11 protein-coding genes are annotated in these 17,578 nt (G+C 52.5%); 7 read left to right on the top strand and 4 right to left on the bottom strand.

The features are described from left to right. Positions 1-3: 3 nt before the first annotated feature. Positions 4-927: an aspartate carbamoyltransferase catalytic subunit gene (locus tag B0B12_RS13160; protein WP_076669491.1), complete on the top strand. Its 924-nt coding sequence runs from the start codon at positions 4-6 to the stop codon at positions 925-927. Positions 928-1,607: 680 nt separating this feature from the next. Here B0B12_RS13160 and B0B12_RS20685 read toward each other — a convergent pair. The 3 genes from B0B12_RS20685 to B0B12_RS13145 all read right to left on the bottom strand — a co-directional run bounded on the left by B0B12_RS20685 (position 1,608) and on the right by B0B12_RS13145 (position 5,926). Next, positions 1,608-3,062: an OmpA family protein gene (locus B0B12_RS20685; RefSeq protein WP_076669489.1), complete on the bottom strand. Its 1,455-nt coding sequence runs from the start codon at positions 3,060-3,062 to the stop codon at positions 1,608-1,610. A 395-nt stretch (positions 3,063-3,457) separates the two neighbouring features. Further along, positions 3,458-4,741, bottom strand: coding sequence for an aminopeptidase P N-terminal domain-containing protein (locus B0B12_RS13150; protein WP_076669488.1), 1,284 nt, complete (start codon positions 4,739-4,741; stop codon positions 3,458-3,460). 186 nt (positions 4,742-4,927) lie between these two features. Beyond that, positions 4,928-5,926 carry a glycosyltransferase family 9 protein gene (locus B0B12_RS13145; RefSeq protein ID WP_076669486.1) on the bottom strand — a complete coding sequence of 333 codons (999 nt, stop codon included), beginning with the start codon at positions 5,924-5,926 and terminating at the stop codon, positions 4,928-4,930. Positions 5,927-6,088: 162 nt separating this feature from the next. Here B0B12_RS13145 and B0B12_RS13140 point away from each other — a divergent pair, with 162 nt between their 5' ends. From B0B12_RS13140 to B0B12_RS13125, 4 genes are all read left to right on the top strand, one after another. Next, positions 6,089-6,841, top strand: a complete 753-nt coding sequence (locus B0B12_RS13140; RefSeq protein ID WP_076669485.1) for a hypothetical protein — start codon at positions 6,089-6,091, stop codon at positions 6,839-6,841. A 66-nt stretch (positions 6,842-6,907) separates the two neighbouring features. Beyond that, a complete protein-coding gene (locus tag B0B12_RS13135; protein ID WP_076669483.1) occupies positions 6,908-8,140 on the top strand; it encodes a M16 family metallopeptidase in 1,233 nt (410 codons plus the stop codon). 113 nt (positions 8,141-8,253) lie between these two features. Then, positions 8,254-8,898, top strand: coding sequence for an O-methyltransferase (locus tag B0B12_RS13130; RefSeq protein ID WP_076669481.1), 645 nt, complete (start codon positions 8,254-8,256; stop codon positions 8,896-8,898). 414 nt (positions 8,899-9,312) lie between these two features. Continuing rightward, positions 9,313-11,871, top strand: a complete 2,559-nt coding sequence (locus B0B12_RS13125; protein WP_076669479.1) for a LysM peptidoglycan-binding domain-containing protein — start codon at positions 9,313-9,315, stop codon at positions 11,869-11,871. A 247-nt stretch (positions 11,872-12,118) separates the two neighbouring features. On the opposite strand, the gene B0B12_RS13120 is transcribed toward B0B12_RS13125, so the two are convergent. Next, positions 12,119-13,447, bottom strand: a complete 1,329-nt coding sequence (locus tag B0B12_RS13120; protein WP_076669478.1) for an MFS transporter — start codon at positions 13,445-13,447, stop codon at positions 12,119-12,121. Between the two features lie 23 nt (positions 13,448-13,470). On the opposite strand from B0B12_RS13120, the gene B0B12_RS20120 reads away from it, so the two are divergent. Together B0B12_RS20120 and dnaE are read left to right on the top strand one after the other, a co-directional pair. Further along, on the top strand, positions 13,471-13,701 hold the full coding sequence (locus B0B12_RS20120; RefSeq protein ID WP_139337801.1) for a hypothetical protein: 231 nt from the start codon (positions 13,471-13,473) through the stop codon (positions 13,699-13,701). Between the two features lie 33 nt (positions 13,702-13,734). Beyond that, a complete protein-coding gene (gene dnaE / locus B0B12_RS13115) occupies positions 13,735-17,358 on the top strand; it encodes a DNA polymerase III subunit alpha (protein WP_076669476.1) in 3,624 nt (1,207 codons plus the stop codon). The last annotated feature ends 220 nt before the right edge of the window (positions 17,359-17,578 follow it).

Below are 17,578 nucleotides of genomic sequence, written 5' to 3'. Positions count from 1 at the left end.
CCCATGCAAGAGCTCAGCGTCCGGCATCTACTCGGCATCAAAGACATTACAGCAAACGACATTCAACTCATTTTCGAGACTGCTGATAACTTTAAAGATGTTCTGAACCGGCCCATTAAGAAAGTGCCCTCGCTGCGTGACATCACCATTGCCAACGTTTTCTTCGAGAACTCTACCCGCACCCGCCTTTCGTTTGAGCTGGCCGAGAAAAGACTCTCTGCCGATGTGATCAACTTCTCGTCGAGCGGCAGCTCCGTGAAGAAAGGCGAGACCCTGCTCGATACCGTGAACAACATCCTGGCCATGAAAGTGGACATGATCGTGATGCGCCACTCCAGCCCGGGAGCGCCGCACTTTCTGAGCCGCCACATTGATGCCAACATCGTAAACGCTGGTGACGGCACCCACGAGCACCCGACCCAGGCCCTACTTGACTCTTTCTCCATCCGCGAAAAGCTGGGTGATGTAGCAGGCAAGAAAGTGGTGATCATTGGTGATATTCTGCATTCCCGCGTGGCCCTTTCTAACATCTTCGCGCTGCAAAAGCTTGGCGCTGAGGTGATGGTGTGCGGCCCTGTCACGCTGCTGCCCAAGTACATCAAAGAGCTCGGTGTGAAAGTGGAGCTGGATGTGCGCAAAGCACTGGAATGGTGCGATGTAGCCAACGTGCTCCGCATACAACTGGAGCGCCAGCAAATGAAGTATTTCCCATCCCTGCGCGAGTATACGCTCTACTACGGCATCGACAAGAAGATGCTCGACAGCCTCGACAAGGAGATCGTGCTCATGCACCCCGGCCCGATTAACCGCGGTGTCGAACTCAGCTCCGATGCCGCCGACTCACATCATTCCATCATCCTTAACCAAGTGGAGAATGGTGTTGCCATCCGGATGGCGGTGCTATACCTGCTTGCTTCGAAGCAGTAACATTTCTTCTTATTCGGTTTTAGTGAAAGCGCTATAGCAAAGGCTGGTGTGTTGTATAACTGTGCTTGCCTCGTAGGATGGTGCGAGCGTCCTCGCTCGTGTCTGCTATAGAGGGGCTTCTGGCCTAGCTATACCTAACGTAGCTTCTGTAAATCTATATCTTGAACCGATCTGTTTCATAGTTTCGCCTGTGCGGCGGGCACTCACTTTTTTCCTTGATGAAAAAAGTAAGCAAAATAATCAAGACGCTCCAAACTCGCTGAACGCTCAAACAGTGGAGCGCCGAAAAGTGCACCTGGCACGGCTGTCCGTTTCATTGCTCAAGTGCAAGTTAGCCTTGCTATACCTGCCAGCGGTCCGTTTGGCCTTTGCGACAGCGCTTATACCTTCGGTATAGCAGCTACAGAAAGTCCACCTTTGCAAGGGGAAGGGGATTATCAATCGTGCACGATAATCCTGTTAATCCTGGGGGTAGGGGCCCTCTTTAAAATCCTGCAAATCCTTGGGGAAGGGGCCCTATATAAAGATTCAGACAAGCTATACCTGCGTAGTTGGCTTTAGGCACTCGCAGGTCTGAGAGGCGCTGCGACGTCTCAGTGCACTCCCCACCTAAACACAAAAAGGCCCCGCAGATTGCTCTGCGGGGCCTTTTGACATATAACCTTATCGGTTAAGGTATGTTAGTCCAGATTCAGTTGCATGTCTGGCGTGTTCATCTCAAAACCAACGCGTCGGTTTTGAGCACGGGCAGCAGCAGTTCTGGCTTTAGAGAGTCTGGTGTTAACCTGTACCAGTGGCTGCGTCTCACCGTAACCTCTTGTTACCAAACGGTCTGGGTTCTGAACACCGCGCTGGATCAGGTAATCCTTCACAGCCTGGGCTCTTTGCTCAGACAGTGCCTGGTTGTACTCTTCTGAACCGATGTGGTCAGCGTGACCTTTGATCAACAGTACGTGGTCAGGGTATTTCTCAAGCGCTACCACGATGCTATCGAGCAGCTGACGGTAACCGTCCTGAACGCGAGCCTGGTCAAATTCGAATTTAACTTTCTCTTCGATCAGTTTCTTCGTACGGGCATCTAGCTCAGGGCAACCTTTAGTTTCGGCAGTACCAGCAGAGTTAGGGCAAAGGTCTTCGTTATCCGGAACACCGTCACCGTCAGAGTCAACTGGGCAACCGTCGGCACCTACTTGAACACCAGATGGAGTGTCAGGGCACTTGTCGTCTTTATCCGGAACACCGTCACCGTCGCTGTCTGGGCAACCTTGTGTGGCAGCAGTACCTGGCTCGTCTGGGCACTGGTCATCTTTGTCAGCTACGCCGTCACCGTCGCGGTCAGGGCAACCACCTAGGTTCGCTACACCAGCCTCTGTTGGGCACTCGTCCTGATAATCTGGAACGCCATCACCGTCTGTGTCGATTGGGCAACCATCTTTGTCAACCTGCACGCCAGCTGGAGTGTCTGGGCACTTGTCTCTTCTATCCGGAACACCGTCACCGTCTGTGTCTTTACCTTTACCCAGGTTGAAGCCAAGACCGATGTTGTGCTGCAGGAAGCGGTCGTTGATGTTCGACTCGATGTTGTCGTATTTGTCGTTGCTCGTGAAGTGCGCTCTTGTTTCAATGAACAGGCTCACGTTGTCAGAGAATCTGAAACGGAGACCGGCACCACCGAAAGCAGCACCTGCTACGAAGTTTTCGTCATAAGGACCTGTTGGCGAAACACCTTCTGGTCTTACGAAGTGAGCACCACCACCCACTGTCAGGTATGGGCCGATGAAAGCATCCTCTTTCAGGATATTGCCATACATCTTCAGTCTCAGTCCGAGCATCGCCATACCTAGTTTGGTGTCCATGGAAGAGCCGAATCTACTGAACTCCGTGTTACCGTAGCTCAGGTGCAAACCAGCGTCTAAAGCAGGGCTCAGGTAACGGTTCAGCGATACGCCGCCTCCCCAGCCCATTTTGTCTTTCCACCAGTTATGGCCCAAATCACCTTTATATTGGAGCGCACTTCCGTAGATCTGGAGGTTCGTCCGTTGGTCGGCGTTCTGCGCAAGCACAGCTGTGTTGGCAGACAGCAGGAATACAAGCGCAAAAGCAGTTGTAAATAGTTTCGTTAGAGTTTTTCGCATAATTTTAAAAAGTATATTTTGATATGACAATACGTACATATTTTCAGGTAAGTTTTTTTATATTTCTATAAAAAAACAGACGGAACGTATATCTGGATACGTCAGGCGGGTAGTCGTTGCATTGATGTAGTTTTTATCCATAAGCAAAGCATTTTGTTAATGTCTAAAAAAACAGTCTTAACAGCTTAAAACTAAATCTACTCGGGTGCGCTGTTTGCACTTCTTTAACTGCTTATCTGCAAGCGCGCGTCACTATAATTCAACCCTTTTTACGAGTGGCGGGTTGTATGCTCAACATCAATTAATGCAAAGCATCTGTTTTTTTAACGTAAATACAATAAAAAAGGCTGCAAGTAGTTATATGTAAGCCACTACCATGCAGGCGCTTAGCGCTTTTACATCAGCCTTTCAATATCATCCGCCTCCAGCGGAATGTTCTTCATCAGGTCAACCGGACCGTTTCGCGTCACCAGAATATCATTCTCCAGTCGCACGCCTATACCTTCTTCTCTTATATAGATGCCCGGCTCGCAGGTGAACACCATTCCCTCTTCAAGAGAGCGATACTTGTTGCCCACGTCGTGCACATCGAGCCCGAGGTGGTGCGAGGTGCCGTGCATGAAATATTTCTTGTATAGCGGATTGGACGGATCCTGGTTACGTACATCGCCTGCGTTGAGCAAGCCAAGCCCGATCAGTTCGTTCTCCATCACGGTGCCCACAAACTTGTGGTACTGGTCAAGCGAGTTGCCCGGCACCAGCATTTGGGTGGCGGCTTTCATCACGCGCAGCACTGCCTCGTATACCTCGCGCTGGCGCTTGGTAAACTTGCCGTTCACAGGTATAGTCCGCGTCATGTCGGCGGCGTAGTTGGCGTACTCGGCCCCTACGTCCAGCAGCAGCAGGTCGCCGTCCTTGCATTCGCGGCTATTGTCGGTGTAGTGCAGGATGCAGGCATTCTCGCCCGATGCAATGATGGGGCTGTAGGCCGGGCCGCGTGAACGGTTGCGTAGGAACTCGTGGTAAAGCTCCGCCTCCACTTCATACTCCATCACGCCTGGCTTCACAAACTGCAATAGTCTGCGGAAGCCCAGCTCAGTGATATCGCAGGCTTTGCGGAGAAGGTCTATTTCTCTTTCGGATTTGATGGCACGCAGGTGGTGCATGAGGGGTGCGCTGCGCTCGTAGCGGTGCAGCGGATATACTTCCTGGCACCATTTAACGAAGCGGGCATCGCGGGTTTCTACCTCCACCACGGCGCGCAAGTGCTCGTTGGTGTTCAGGTATACGTGCTCGGCTTCGGCCATCAGGTTATTGAAAACCTGCTTAAAGTCTTTCAGCCACAGCACCGTGGCTATACCTGAAGTCTCGCGGGCCTGCTCTTTGGTGAGCTTATACCCTTCCCATACCATGATGTGCTCGTTCGACTCACGCACAAACAGCACTTCCTTCATGCGCTCGTCGCGTGCGTCCGGGAAAAGCAACAGAATGCTTTCCTCCTGGTCTACTCCTGAAAGATAGAAGAGGTCACTGTTTTGGCGGAAGGCCATGGTGCCGTCCGCATTGGTTGGCATCACATCATTAGAATGAAAAACAGCAAGTGAACAAGGCTTGAGCTGCCGCACAAAATTGCGCCTGTTATAGCAGAACAGCTCCCTGTCGATGGGCTGGTATTTCATAGTTTTGTAGGTATAGTAGCTGGCACTGCAGTTCGTCAGACCTCTCAGCCTGGTTAAACTTGCACCGCAAAGGTAGCACTTTTATCTTTAGTGCAAACACCTTTATAGAAAAAGCTTAATATACCAGTTGTTCCGGACTTGACTTATTCCTACTTCTAACACCTTACCCCCGACAAGCTAACCCACTTAGGCTGTGCGGGTAGCGAGCACCTCCAGCAGCTGTACAGTGGCGATGTCTTTTGCACATTTAAAATGTCCTTCGGGGCAGGTTTTATACCCATGCAAACCGCAGGGACGGCAGTAAAGTGGCTCATTTTTCTCGACAATGGCCGAGAAGTTTGCCAACGGCCCGAAGCCGAAACGCGGCACGGTGGAGCAGAAGATGGCGCAGGTAGGTGCATCCAGGGCGGAGGCCAGGTGCATAGGACCGGAATCGTTCACGTAGTTGAGCACGGCATCGCGCATCAGGGCCGCCGACTGCAGCAGGTTCAGCTGTCCGCACAGGTTTTCGACCCTCGCGTTTTTGATCTTGCTGATAATCTCCTCGCAGTGCGCCTTGTCGGCCGGCGCTCCGAGCAGGTATACCTTATACCTGTCACCAAGTTGGTCGAGCAGTTCTACCCACTGCTCCAGCGGGTACTGCTTGGTGAACCAGACCGAGGTCGGCGCCATGCAAATAAAGGGCTCTGCCTTGAGCGGCTCCACTTTGTTGAAATCTTCCGGAGAAGGGTATAGCCTGGGTTTGGCGGGTTGCGCATCGGTGAGACTGGCGATGAGCAGGTGGTTGCGCTCCACCTCGTGCGTGCCGGAGTTCACATCGTGCGGATAGCGGCGTGTAAAGAAACGGGAAAACGGGTTTTTGTCGAAGCCAACCGTTTCGTGGGCGCCGGAGAGCGCAGTGAGTATACCGGTGGCGCCGAAGCGTTGCAGGTTCACGACCAGATCGTAGCGCTCCTGCCGGATCTGCTGGAGCAGTTTCAGCAGGCTCTTATACTTGCCCTCCTGCTTGTTCCAGATCAAAACCTGCCCTAGCAGCGGGTGCCCTTTCAGCAGCGACTCGTTGCCTTTGCGTAGCAAAAAGTCGAGCTGTGCCTCCGGATAATGGGCGTGCAGTTTCTCGACCAGCCCCGTTGCCAGCACCACATCGCCCAGAAAGGCGGTCTGTATGATCAGGATCTTTTTCATCAGGTATAAGCTGCCGCAAAGCTACGCCAATGCGGCTAGACTTGAAAGGAAAGAGCACACAGGTATAGGCACGAACTTCGATTCACGGAAAAGAACAAAAATATTTTTCTTCTTAGCGACAGGAAAGTTAGTTTAGCAGTTCTTTTAGCCACGCTTACCTGTATGAAAGCACGATTACATTCTACTAAACTCCTTGCTGTTGCCCTCCTCTTTCTGACCACCGGCTGTGTGTCTACGTACATGCCCAACGTGCCGAATGTGCCTATGTTCACCCAAAAGGGCGAGCTGAGCGCTGCCGGGCACATTACACCGAAAGGCAACATCACGTTTAACACCGCCTACGCTGTTACTGACAACATCGGGGTGATGCTGAACGGCTCGATGCTGAACCAAGAACGCAAGAAGCGGGACTTTCGCCATAGCCTGATAGAGGCAGGCGCGGGCTATTTCACCACGTTCGGCCCAAACCAGAACCGCGTGCTGGAAATATACGCCGGCTTTGGCGGTGGTAGTAGCGACCGTACCGAGAAGGAAGAGAAAGAAGGCGTGATGACGTTTACGCGCCGCGAGGCCGGTTTCAGCAAATATTTCACGCAGGTGAATTTCAGTTCCAAAAAGAAAAAATCACTGCGCCTGCTCGGCAATGAGTTTCCGCTCAACTACGGCACGGCCCTGCGCATGAGCTATGTGAACATGAACAAGCACCTGCTCGACGGCGTGAAGCAATCCAACGAAGACAATATCTTCCTGGAGCCGATCTTTTATACCCGCATGACCCTCAGCCCAACGGTGCAATTGCAGTACACGAGCGGCACCAACTTCGGTTTGCGCAACCGCAAGGCGCTCACGGCGGGCTATTCCGTGTTTTCGCTGGGCTTCGTCATCAACGTAGGCGGACGTAACCTTGACCGCTAACATTCGGCCGTCAAACGGCCTATTCTGGTACTTTTTGTGTATCTTTGCAGGCTAATTGCGAACTGAATGCTTGATTATCATATTCATACATTGCCGAACGGTATTCGAATCGTTCACAAACAAGTACTACACACCAAAATTGCGCACAGCGGCTTTATCCTGGATCTGGGCAGCCGCGACGAGCAGCCCGACCAACTGGGGCTCGCCCACTTCTGGGAGCACATGGCTTTTAAAGGGACGGCCAAGCGCAAGTCTTTCCACATCCTCAACCGGCTGGAGTCGGTGGGCGGCGAACTGAACGCCTATACCACCAAGGAGAAGCTCTGCTTTTACAGCTCCGTGCTCGACAAGCATTTCGAGAAGTCGTTTGAACTCCTCACCGATATTACGTTTCACTCTGTTTTCCCTGAGAAGGAGATTGAGAAGGAGCGCGGCGTGATACTCGAGGAAATGTCCATGTACCTGGACACCCCGGAAGAGGCAATCGTGGACGAATTTGACAACGTAGTGTTCGATAACCACCCGCTCGGCAACAACATATTGGGCACCAAAGAAAGTGTTTCTGGGTTCAAGAAAGACGATTTCCAGCGTTTTATCAAGGATAACCTGAGCACGGAGGCCCTGGTATTCTGCTCGGTAAGTAACCTGCCTTTTGAGAAGGTGGTAAAGCTGGCTGAAAAGTACCTGGCCGATATCCCGACCATAAGCAAACCACGTCAGCGCATCGCTTTCGAGCACTACATCCCCAAAACGGTGACGTTCGAGAAACCGATTTCGCAGGCCCACTGCGTGATTGGCTGTCCGGCCTATGCCCTCAACGACGAGCGCCGCATTCCGTTCTTTATGCTGGTGAATCTGCTGGGCGGCCCGGGCATGAACTCACGCCTGAACCTGGCCGTTCGCGAAAAGCACGGCCTAGTCTATACCATCGACGCCAACTACGCCACTTATATTGATACGGGGCTGCTGTCGATCTACTTCGGCACGGAGAAAAAACAGCTGAAGCGCACCACCTCGCTGGTACTTAAAGAGCTGAAGAAGCTGCGCGAAAAACAACTGGGCTCTTTGCAACTGCACACCGCCAAGGAGCAGTTGATGGGTCAGCTGGCTATGGCCGAAGAAAGCAACATGGGCCTGATGATGATGATGGGCAAGAGCATCCTCGACCAGGGCCACATCGACACCCTGAATGAGATCTTCGACCAGATCAAAAACACCACCGCCCAGGACCTGATCGACATCGCCAACGACGTGCTGCGCGAAGAGAAGCTAAGTTTCCTGAATTACGTACCTAATTAATTGTTGATTGCTTATTGTTGATTGTTTGGGGTTTACCAATCATCAAACAGTCAATCCGCAACATAAGCAGTCAATTACAAACAATTAACAATCATCAATTAACAATTCTCGACATGGAATTCCTGGACGAAGAACTGCAGCAATATGCAGAGAACCATACCTCACCGGAGTCAGAGCTACTGCACAAAATCAACCGGCAGACGCACCTGAACGTGATGCGGCCACGCATGCTGTCGGGTCATCTGCAGGGTCGTCTGCTTTCCATGTTCTCCCACATGATTCGCCCGAAGCAGATCCTGGAAGTGGGTACCTATACTGGCTACTCGGCCCTTTGCCTGGCGGAGGGGCTGCATGAGGACGGCACGCTGCACACCATCGACATCAACGAAGAGCTTGAAGAGACCGTGCGCGGCTATATTAAAGAAGCTGGTTTGAGCGAGAGCGTGAAGTACTACATCGGCAACGCGCTTGAGATCATACCCACCATCGACGCTACGTTCGACCTGGTGTTCATCGATGCCGACAAGTATAATTATGCCAACTATTATGACCTGGTGATTGACCGGGTGCGTTCGGGCGGCTACATTATTGCCGACAATGTGCTTTGGAGCGGCAAGGTGTTGGCCAAATACCGCAAAAAGCTCGACGAAGACACGGCCGCTTTACTGGACTTCAACAAAAAAGTGCAGGATGACCCACGGGTAGAAAACATCCTGCTGCCGGTGCGCGACGGCTTGATGGTCGCCCGCAAGAAATAACAGAGAAGGTGGTAGCAATACCACCTTTTTTTATGGCCTATAGGTATAGCCCTCAGGTATCAGAGCGAAATACGATCGCTTAATCCATACGTCGTCAGGTATAGGCATAGAATGCAGGTATAGCCAATAGGTATAAGCTTAAGGTATAGGTATACCTGCGTTCAGTTGCGAAGTGCTCACTCCGCTATACTTTATACTGCCCTTCCTCTCGACCTCACTTTACTTATCCACACCCATAAATTTCTATAAAATAACTTCGTTCTAAGCTTTAGAATGCGGGGTAAATTGCGTTAATTTTGCAAGTGTATCTCTATATAGAGAACATACTATACCTTAATGGGTTATCCACAGCTGTTTCAACATATACTGGAGCCATTTTGTGGATAGCTTCGCTTATTTTACCTGTTTACCTTTATGAAGAGACCATTACTTTCTTTGATTCTCCTGCTTATGCCATTGCTCGCGATGGCACAAACCGTTACGGTGCCTCACAACCTGTATTTTGGTGACATCCACCTGCGCATCTCACCAAGGGCACAGGAGGAGATCCAGAAAAAAGTAGACGCCCTGCACCGTAGCCCGAAGTATTTTCAGATGAAAGTGGAGTTGGCCGATGCTTATTTCCCGCTGATTGAGCGCACGTTTCAGGAAGAAGGCGTGCCGGACGATTTCAAATACCTGGCCCTGCAGGAGAGCGGTCTGCGTGGCGATGCCGTGTCTACCTCCAATGCCGTGGGTTACTGGCAGTTCAAAAAAGAAGCCGCGCTGGACTTTAACCTGCGCATGGACCATATCGTGGATGAGCGCAAGCACATCATAGAAGCCAGCCGTGGTGCCGCCCGCTATTTCAAGCGTAGCAACAACTTCTACAACAACTGGTTCAACACACTGCTCTCTTACTACCACGGCTACTCCGGCGCAAAGGCCTATACCAAAGAGTCGGACAAGGGCAGCAAAAAAATGGACATCACAGAAAAGTCGGATCCTTACCTGCTGACTTTCCTGGCACACAAAGTGGCCTACGACAGCTTTATCGGGAAGAGCGCCCCACCGGTGGTTTCGCTGCGTGAGCTGCGCGCGACGCCGGGCCAAAGCCTGGCCGACATTGCGCTTGCCCACCAGACCGATCCTTCAGAACTTGAGAAATACAACAAGTGGCTGCTGGGCAGCACCATACCTGCCGATAAGGACTATTATGTGATGCTTCCGGTGCGCCACAATGTAGAGCCAGGTATAGTGGCCTCTACAGAACCTGTGCACACATCACCTGCTCGCCAAACGGGTGCTATACCGGCGGCAGGCAGTATCATCAAGCGCAACAACCTGAACGCCATCGTAGCCGGCAAAGGTGACACCAAAGACAAACTTGCACTGAAGGCCGGCATCACCACCCGCAAACTCCTTCGCTTCAACGACATGCGCGACTTCGACAGGTTCGAGGAAGGCGAGGCGTATTACATCGAGGCAAAGCGCCTCAATGCTGACAAAGAATACCATGTGGTGCAGCACGGCGAGACCATGCAGGAAATTGCCCAGCAGTACGGCATCCGAATGGACTACCTGCAATTCAAGAACCGAATGAAGCGCGCAGAAGTGCCGGTGCCAGGCCGCGTACTCTGGCTGCAGAAGCGCCGTCCGGCCAAGGTGGCTATCGAAGTGCGTGAACTAAAACCTGTACCAGGAGCTGAAAAACAAAACGTTGCCGCGCAGGAAAAAGCCCCACAAACAACAACTGCTAAGACAAGTGCTGCGGAGCCGGCTGCTCAGCAAGATGACTTCCTGACCCGCTTCAAAAAGAGCTGGAACAAACTGAAAGGACAGCCAACAGCACCTGCCCAAGAGGAAGTGCAAACTGCCGCTACAACAGGCCGGGAGGCAGAAGCTGCCAGCACGGCTATACCTGCCAGAGAAGTTGAACAAGGTATAGCCCAGGAAGAGGAACAAGTGAAAGTAGCTGCTGCACCGAAAACCGAAACGCCGCCCACTCCTGTGATGAAGCAGGATGAGCCGGAGGCAAAAGCCACAGCGCAGAGAGCAGAAAAGCCGGTGGTTACTGAAAAACCGAAAAACACGGCCCTATACCCTGGCAAGCAAGCGCAGGATACGACCCAACAAAAAGCGGTAGCTCAAGAGGCCGAGACTGAAACAACTGAAGAAGAAAACGCTGAATGGGCAGTTGGTTTGAGCGAAGACGTGTTTGTGGGCTTCTCTGGTGCTGAGGAGGAAGAAACAGCTGAGGTGTTTGTAGAGGAGAAAGCAGTGGAAACTATTGCGACAGAGCGCTCCACTACCAAAACTACTACCCCTAAAACAGAGCCTAAGCAAGAAACAGCTGCTAAACCAGCACCTGCTAAACAAACACAGGCCAGCGCAGTGGTTCAGGAGAACGCCACTCCACAGCCCAAACCTACCCGCCACATCGTGAAGCAAGGCGAGTCGCTTTGGGGCATCTCGAGGCTGTACGCCGTGACCGTGAACGACATCACGACCTGGAATAACTTGGGTGACGCACCGATTAAGATTGGCCAGGAGCTCATCATTGCGGAACCACAGACGTTACCTGCAGAATCTGGCCGTAATGAGGACGCAAATACAGGAGCAACAGCTCCAACAAAAAAAGCCGAAACCCATACCGTAGCAGCCGGTGAGTCGCTGTATGTGTTGTCGCGCAAGTACAACGTGACCGTGAACGAGCTGAAAGCCTGGAACAACCTGCGCAGCAGTGCTCTTTCCATTGGTCAGGAACTGCATGTAAGTGCACCAGCAGATCAGGAAGTAACCAACGAGGATCTGGAGGAAGCTCCTGCCGAAGATTTCAAAGGCACCAGCACGCAGCACACGGTAGTATCCGGCGAAAGCCTTTACCAAATCTCCCGCAAGTACGGTGTCACGATCAAAGACATCATGGAGTGGAACAACAAATCCGACTTCAACGTGAAGCCTGGCGACAAGCTGGTGATCCGGAAAAAGTAATGTTCACATGAATGACCTGACAAAGGACTGCTTGACATAAGACAAAAGAATAAAGAGGTGCCGGCTTCGATAGCCGACACCTCTTTTTATGATGGCTTGATATTGTCAGAGGCTAATTGTCATACATAAACGGGGCCCAATAGAGATCACACGTACAGCATAGAGGTATACTGGATGCAGGTATGCCCTATCGAATTCCTCTATTTCATCTTTTGTCAAACAGTCCTTTGTCAGGTTGCTCCGCAACCTACCTTTTCCCCGGAGGGGCAGTCAGCTTCGTGGCGGTGCGGAGGCCGGTGGCGATCTCGGGGAGGATACCCAGGCGCTCGTAGATGGGCTGCACCATTTGGCGGAGACGCTTCAGGTTCCAGGCGAACGGGATGACGCTGACGGCGCAGAGAAATCCGCAACCTAGCAAGGTATAGGCTACCCCGATCTGCTCGGCCACCGAGCTTGCCAGTATACTGCCCAGCGGGGCCATTCCCATAAAGGCGGTTGCATACAGGCTCATTACACGGCCGCGTTTGTCCTCATCGACCAGCGTTTGCAACAGCGTGTTGCAGGAAGCCATTGTCACGATCATGCCAAAACCAGTGAAGAGCATCAGCACCAGCGAGAGCCATAGCACCGTGGAAAAAGAGAAGCCCATGAGCGCCGTACCAAACAGCGACATGGTGAAAATAATCACTTTGCCAAGACCGATCACCGACTTGCGCTGCGCCAGAAACAGGGCGCCCGACAAAGCCCCCAGTCCGGATGCTCCCATCAGGTAGCCCAGCGTGTTGGCCTCGCCATGCAGTATGTCGCGGGCGAACACTGGCAACATCACGCTGAAAGGCATACCGAACAAGCTGATCAGGCCTACAATCAAAATAAGCGTGCGGATGGGTGGAAAGCCAAAAGCATACGAAAAGCCCTGCTTGAGGGAAGCCCAAATATTCTCCTGGCGCATTTCCCGAACAACAGGATTAAGACGCAGTGTCAGAAGCGACGCCAGCACCGCCAGGTAGCTCACCGCATTGATCAGAATACAAACGCCCTCCCCTACCCAGGCAATCAGCACCCCCGCAATGGAAGGGCCTACCAGACGGGCCATGTTGAACATCGAGGAGTTGAGCGCAATGGCGTTGCTGATATCTTCGCGCCTGTCCACCAGTTGCACCACAAAGGCCTGTCGGGTAGCGACGTCAAAAGCGTTGATCGTGCCGAGCACCACCATCAGCGTCAGCACGTGCCATACCTGCACGGTACCTGTCAGCACCAGCGTAGCCAGGGTGCCGGCTTGCAGCATCGACAGGAACTGAGTCACCAGCAGCACCCGGTGGCGGTTAAACTTGTCGGCCAGCACACCGGCGAACGGCCCGAGCAAAAAGGAAGGAATCTGATTGGCGAATGTGACGGCACCCAGCAGGAACACCGAATCCGTAAGGCGGTAAACGAGCCAGCTAATGGCGATCTGTTGCATCCAGGTGCCGATCAGCGAAACGCCCTGCCCCATGAAAAAGATCCGGTAGTTGCGCGAGCGCAAAGCCCGGAACATGCCCCCTATCTTTCCTGAATCTTCTGTTTCTGCCATGTTGCTCCTCTTGCTATACCTGTTTGGCACAGGCTTTATCTTACGGCGCTCAACGCTTATTGAGTTATAATTATACACTTTATTTCGGAATGCCTGCTGATAAAAACTATACTGCGCAGGGGATGAATACGGCTTCCCATTTGTTTTGCCACAGGGCTGTTTTTGGTTTGGGCAGCCGCCCGATTTTCCGTAATTTTAACATCCCGAAAATGGCTCCAGGTATAGATGATTCTAACCGCGTGAGTCATTATTAATTCATCATTCGTCATTACTAATTCCAGATAGTCTTGCCAGTTTTTTCGCATTTACACACCCATACCCAGTACTCGCTGCTCGATGGTCAGGCCAGCATCAGTGCGCTCATGAAAAAGGCGCAGGCCGATGGCATGCCAGCCGTTGCCATGACCGACCACGGCAACATGTTCGCTGCCTTCAACTTTGTGAACGAGGCTAACAAGTATAATGTGAAGCCAATCGTGGGCTGTGAGTTTTACCTGGTGGCCGACCGCCATCAGAAAACCTTCAGCAAAGAGCAACGAGATAACCGCTTCCACCAATTGCTGCTCGCCAAAGACCAAGAAGGCTACCAGAACCTGGCCAAGCTTTGCTCCATGTCCTACATCGAGGGGATGTACAGCAAGTGGCCCCGCATCGACAAGGAGCTGCTGCTTAAGTATAGCAAAGGCCTGATCGCCACCAGCTGCTGCATTGGCGCGGAGGTACCGCAGGCGATCCTGTGGAAAAGCGAGGAAGAGGCGGAAGAGATCTTCAAGTGGTGGCTCGATGTGTTTGGCGAAGACTACTACATCGAGATCCAGCGCCACGGCCTGATGAACATCGACGGCACGGGCAAAAGCCAGGAAGACATCAACCAGGTGCTGCTCAAGTGGGCGAAGAAGTATAACGTGAAGGTGATCTGCACCAACGACTCACACTATGTGGACCAGGAGGACTGGAATGCCCACGACATCCTGCTGTGCGTGAACACGGGCGAAGATCAGTCTACCCCGGTTGGCGACTTCCAGACGAAATATTACCGCTTCCTGACCGACGACCAGAAGGTGATCTATGACACCGTGGAAAATGTGCGCAGCAGGTATAGCAATAACGTAACCGTGCGGCAGATGCTGCAGCGCATTGACGAGGCAGGTCCGAAAACCCGTTTTGGTTTCCCCAACGACCAGTTCTACTTCAAGACCCAGGCCGAGATGAACGAGCTGTTCAAGGATGTGCCCGAAGCCGTGGACAACACGAATGAGATCGTGGACAAGATCACGCCACCGAAGCTGAAACGTGACATCCTGCTGCCAAACTTCCCGATTCCTCCGGAGCACACTGACGCAGATGATTTCCTGCGCCACCTGACTTACGAGGGAGCGAAGAAGCGTTATTCCGAAATAACCGAAGAAGTAACCGAGCGCCTCGACTTTGAGCTGCACGTGATCAAGACCATGGGCTTTGCCGGTTACTTTCTGATCGTGCAGGACTTCATCAACCGCGGCCGCGACATGGGCGTGTTTGTGGGCCCGGGACGTGGTTCGGCTGCCGGTTCGGCGGTGGCTTATTGTATCGGTATCACCAATATCGACCCGATTAGGTATAATCTGCTCTTCGAGCGATTCCTTAACCCGGAGCGTGTGTCGATGCCTGATATTGATATTGACTTCGACGACGTGAACCGTCAGCGCGTGATCGACTACGTGGTGGATAAGTACGGCAAAACGCAGGTAGCCCAAATCATCACTTTCGGTACGATGGCTGCCAAATCGTCTATCAAAGACGTAGCCCGCGCCACTTCCCTGCCGCTTTCCGAAGCGAATGAACTGGCCAAAATGGTACCCGAAACACCGGGTACGACGCTGGCCAAGGCCTTTATGGAAAACCTGGAGCTGGCTGCCATACGCGAAGGGGAGGATGCCCGTGCTGCTGTTCTCAAGCTGGCTGAAAAGCTGGAAGGCTCCGTGCGCAACACAGGTATACACGCCGCGGGTGTAATCATCGCTCCGGACGATATCACCAACTACATACCTGTCTCGACTTCCAAGGATGCCGACCTGCTCGTAACGCAGTTCGACGGCAAGGTAATCGAAAGCGCCGGTATGCTGAAGATGGACTTTCTGGGTCTGAAGACCCTGACCATCATCAAGGATGCACTCGAGCTGATCAAACGTAATCACGGCGTAGACATTGACATCGACGAGATTCCGATTGATGACGAGAAGACCTATGAGCTATACCAGCGCGGCGATACGATCGGTACGTTCCAGTTCGAGTCGGAAGGTATGCGCATGTACCTCAAGGACCTGCAACCGACCAACATTGAAGACTTGATTGCCATGAACGCCCTTTACCGTCCGGGGCCGATGCAGTTCATCCCGAACTTCATTAACCGCAAGCACGGACGCGAAGAGGTGGAATACCCGCACGAGCTGCTCGAGCCGATCCTGAATTACTCCTACGGGATCATGGTGTACCAGGAGCAGATCATGCAGACGGCCCAGATTCTGGCCGGTTACTCACTAGGCGGTGCCGATTTGCTGCGCCGTGCCATGGGTAAGAAGGACATGAAAAAGATGGCCGAGGAACGTGAGAAGTTCATCGCTGGTGCTGCTGAAATGCACAAAATCCCGGCCAAGAAGGCTTCTGAGGTGTTCGACGTGATGGAGAAGTTCGCCCAGTACGGCTTCAACCGCTCGCACTCTGCCGCTTACTCGGTGGTGGCCTACCAGACTGGCTATCTGAAGGCCCACTACCCTGCCGAGTACATGGCGGCGGTGCTAACCAACAACATGAACGACATCAAAAAGGTGACGTTCTTCATTGAGGAAGCCCGCAAGCAGGGTGTACAGGTACTGGGGCCGGACGTGAACGAATCCTTACTCAAGTTCAACGTGAATGAACAGGGGCAGATCCGTTTCGGTCTGGCTGCCATCAAGGGCACTGGTGAGGCTGCCGTAGACGCCATTATTTCGGAAAGAGAAAAGAATGGGCCTTACCAGGATATCTTCGATTTTGCGAAGCGCATCAACCTGCGTGCCGTGAACAAAAAGACCTTTGAAAGTATGGCGCTGGCGGGAGCCTTTGACTCGTGGGGACTCTACCACCGTGCACAACTGATGGAAGTGCCCGAAGGCGAGAACATCAGCTTGCTGGAGAAAGCAGTAAGGTATGGTAACAACTGGCAGGCAGAGCAGCAGGCTGCGCAACAGTCCTTGTTTGGAGGCAGTGCTTCTGTGGCCGCCCCGCTTCCGAAGATTCCGGAAGTGCAGACTTGGACACAGGCCGAGATGCTGCGCCGTGAGAAAGAAGTCGTAGGCTTCTACATTTCCGGCCACCCACTCGACCAGTTCAAGATGGAAATAGACTCCTACTGCACCTCAGCCTTGGCCGATATTGCCAACCACAAGAACAAGGACATCAACGTAGCGGGTATGGTATCGGAAGTGGTGATCCGGACGGCGAAGAACGGTAACCCTTTTGCACTGTTCTCGATCGAAGACTATGACTCTACGTTGCAAATGGCGCTATTCGGCGAGGACTACATGAAGTTCCAGCCATACCTGCGGCAAGGCCTATACCTGTTCATCCGGGGCAAGGTGCAGCTACGCTACAAGACAGAGGACCAGTGGGAGCTCAAGCCTACCAACATCCAGCTTCTGGGCGATGTGATGGACAAAATGGCGCAGGGCGTGCAGCTAAACGTCAATCTACAGTTGCTTACACCCAATATCGCCGAGGCTTTGGAAGAGGCCATCGCGACCAGCCCAGGCCAGAAGCGACTGGAAATTACCTTGCATGTACCGGACGAGAAACTGGTGCTACCGACTTACTCCCGCAAGTATAGAATTGACCCAAAGGTGTTTTTGGGTCAGGTGAAAGAATTGGGGCTTGGGGAATGTAAGCTCCTGTAGTTGATTTGGAGATGGGGAGATTTGGAGTTAAAACTCTTCGGTCTCTTCAGGTATTGAAAAGGTATGCTGCGGAAGTGGCATACCTTTTTTTGTTATTTAAGCACTGCTCTTTCGGACTTCTTAGTCCGAAAGCCACCTGTAGGGGATTTCCTAATCCCCGTATTCCCGCCAACGCGGATTAGGAAATCCGCTTCAGACTTAGTTTCGGATTAAGAAATCC

It is taken from the genome of Pontibacter indicus (assembly GCF_900156345.1).
GTDB classification, from domain to species: domain Bacteria; phylum Bacteroidota; class Bacteroidia; order Cytophagales; family Hymenobacteraceae; genus Pontibacter; species Pontibacter indicus.
The sequence above is the reverse complement of the archived record's forward strand: the minus strand, read 5'-3'. Positions and strand labels throughout refer to the sequence as shown.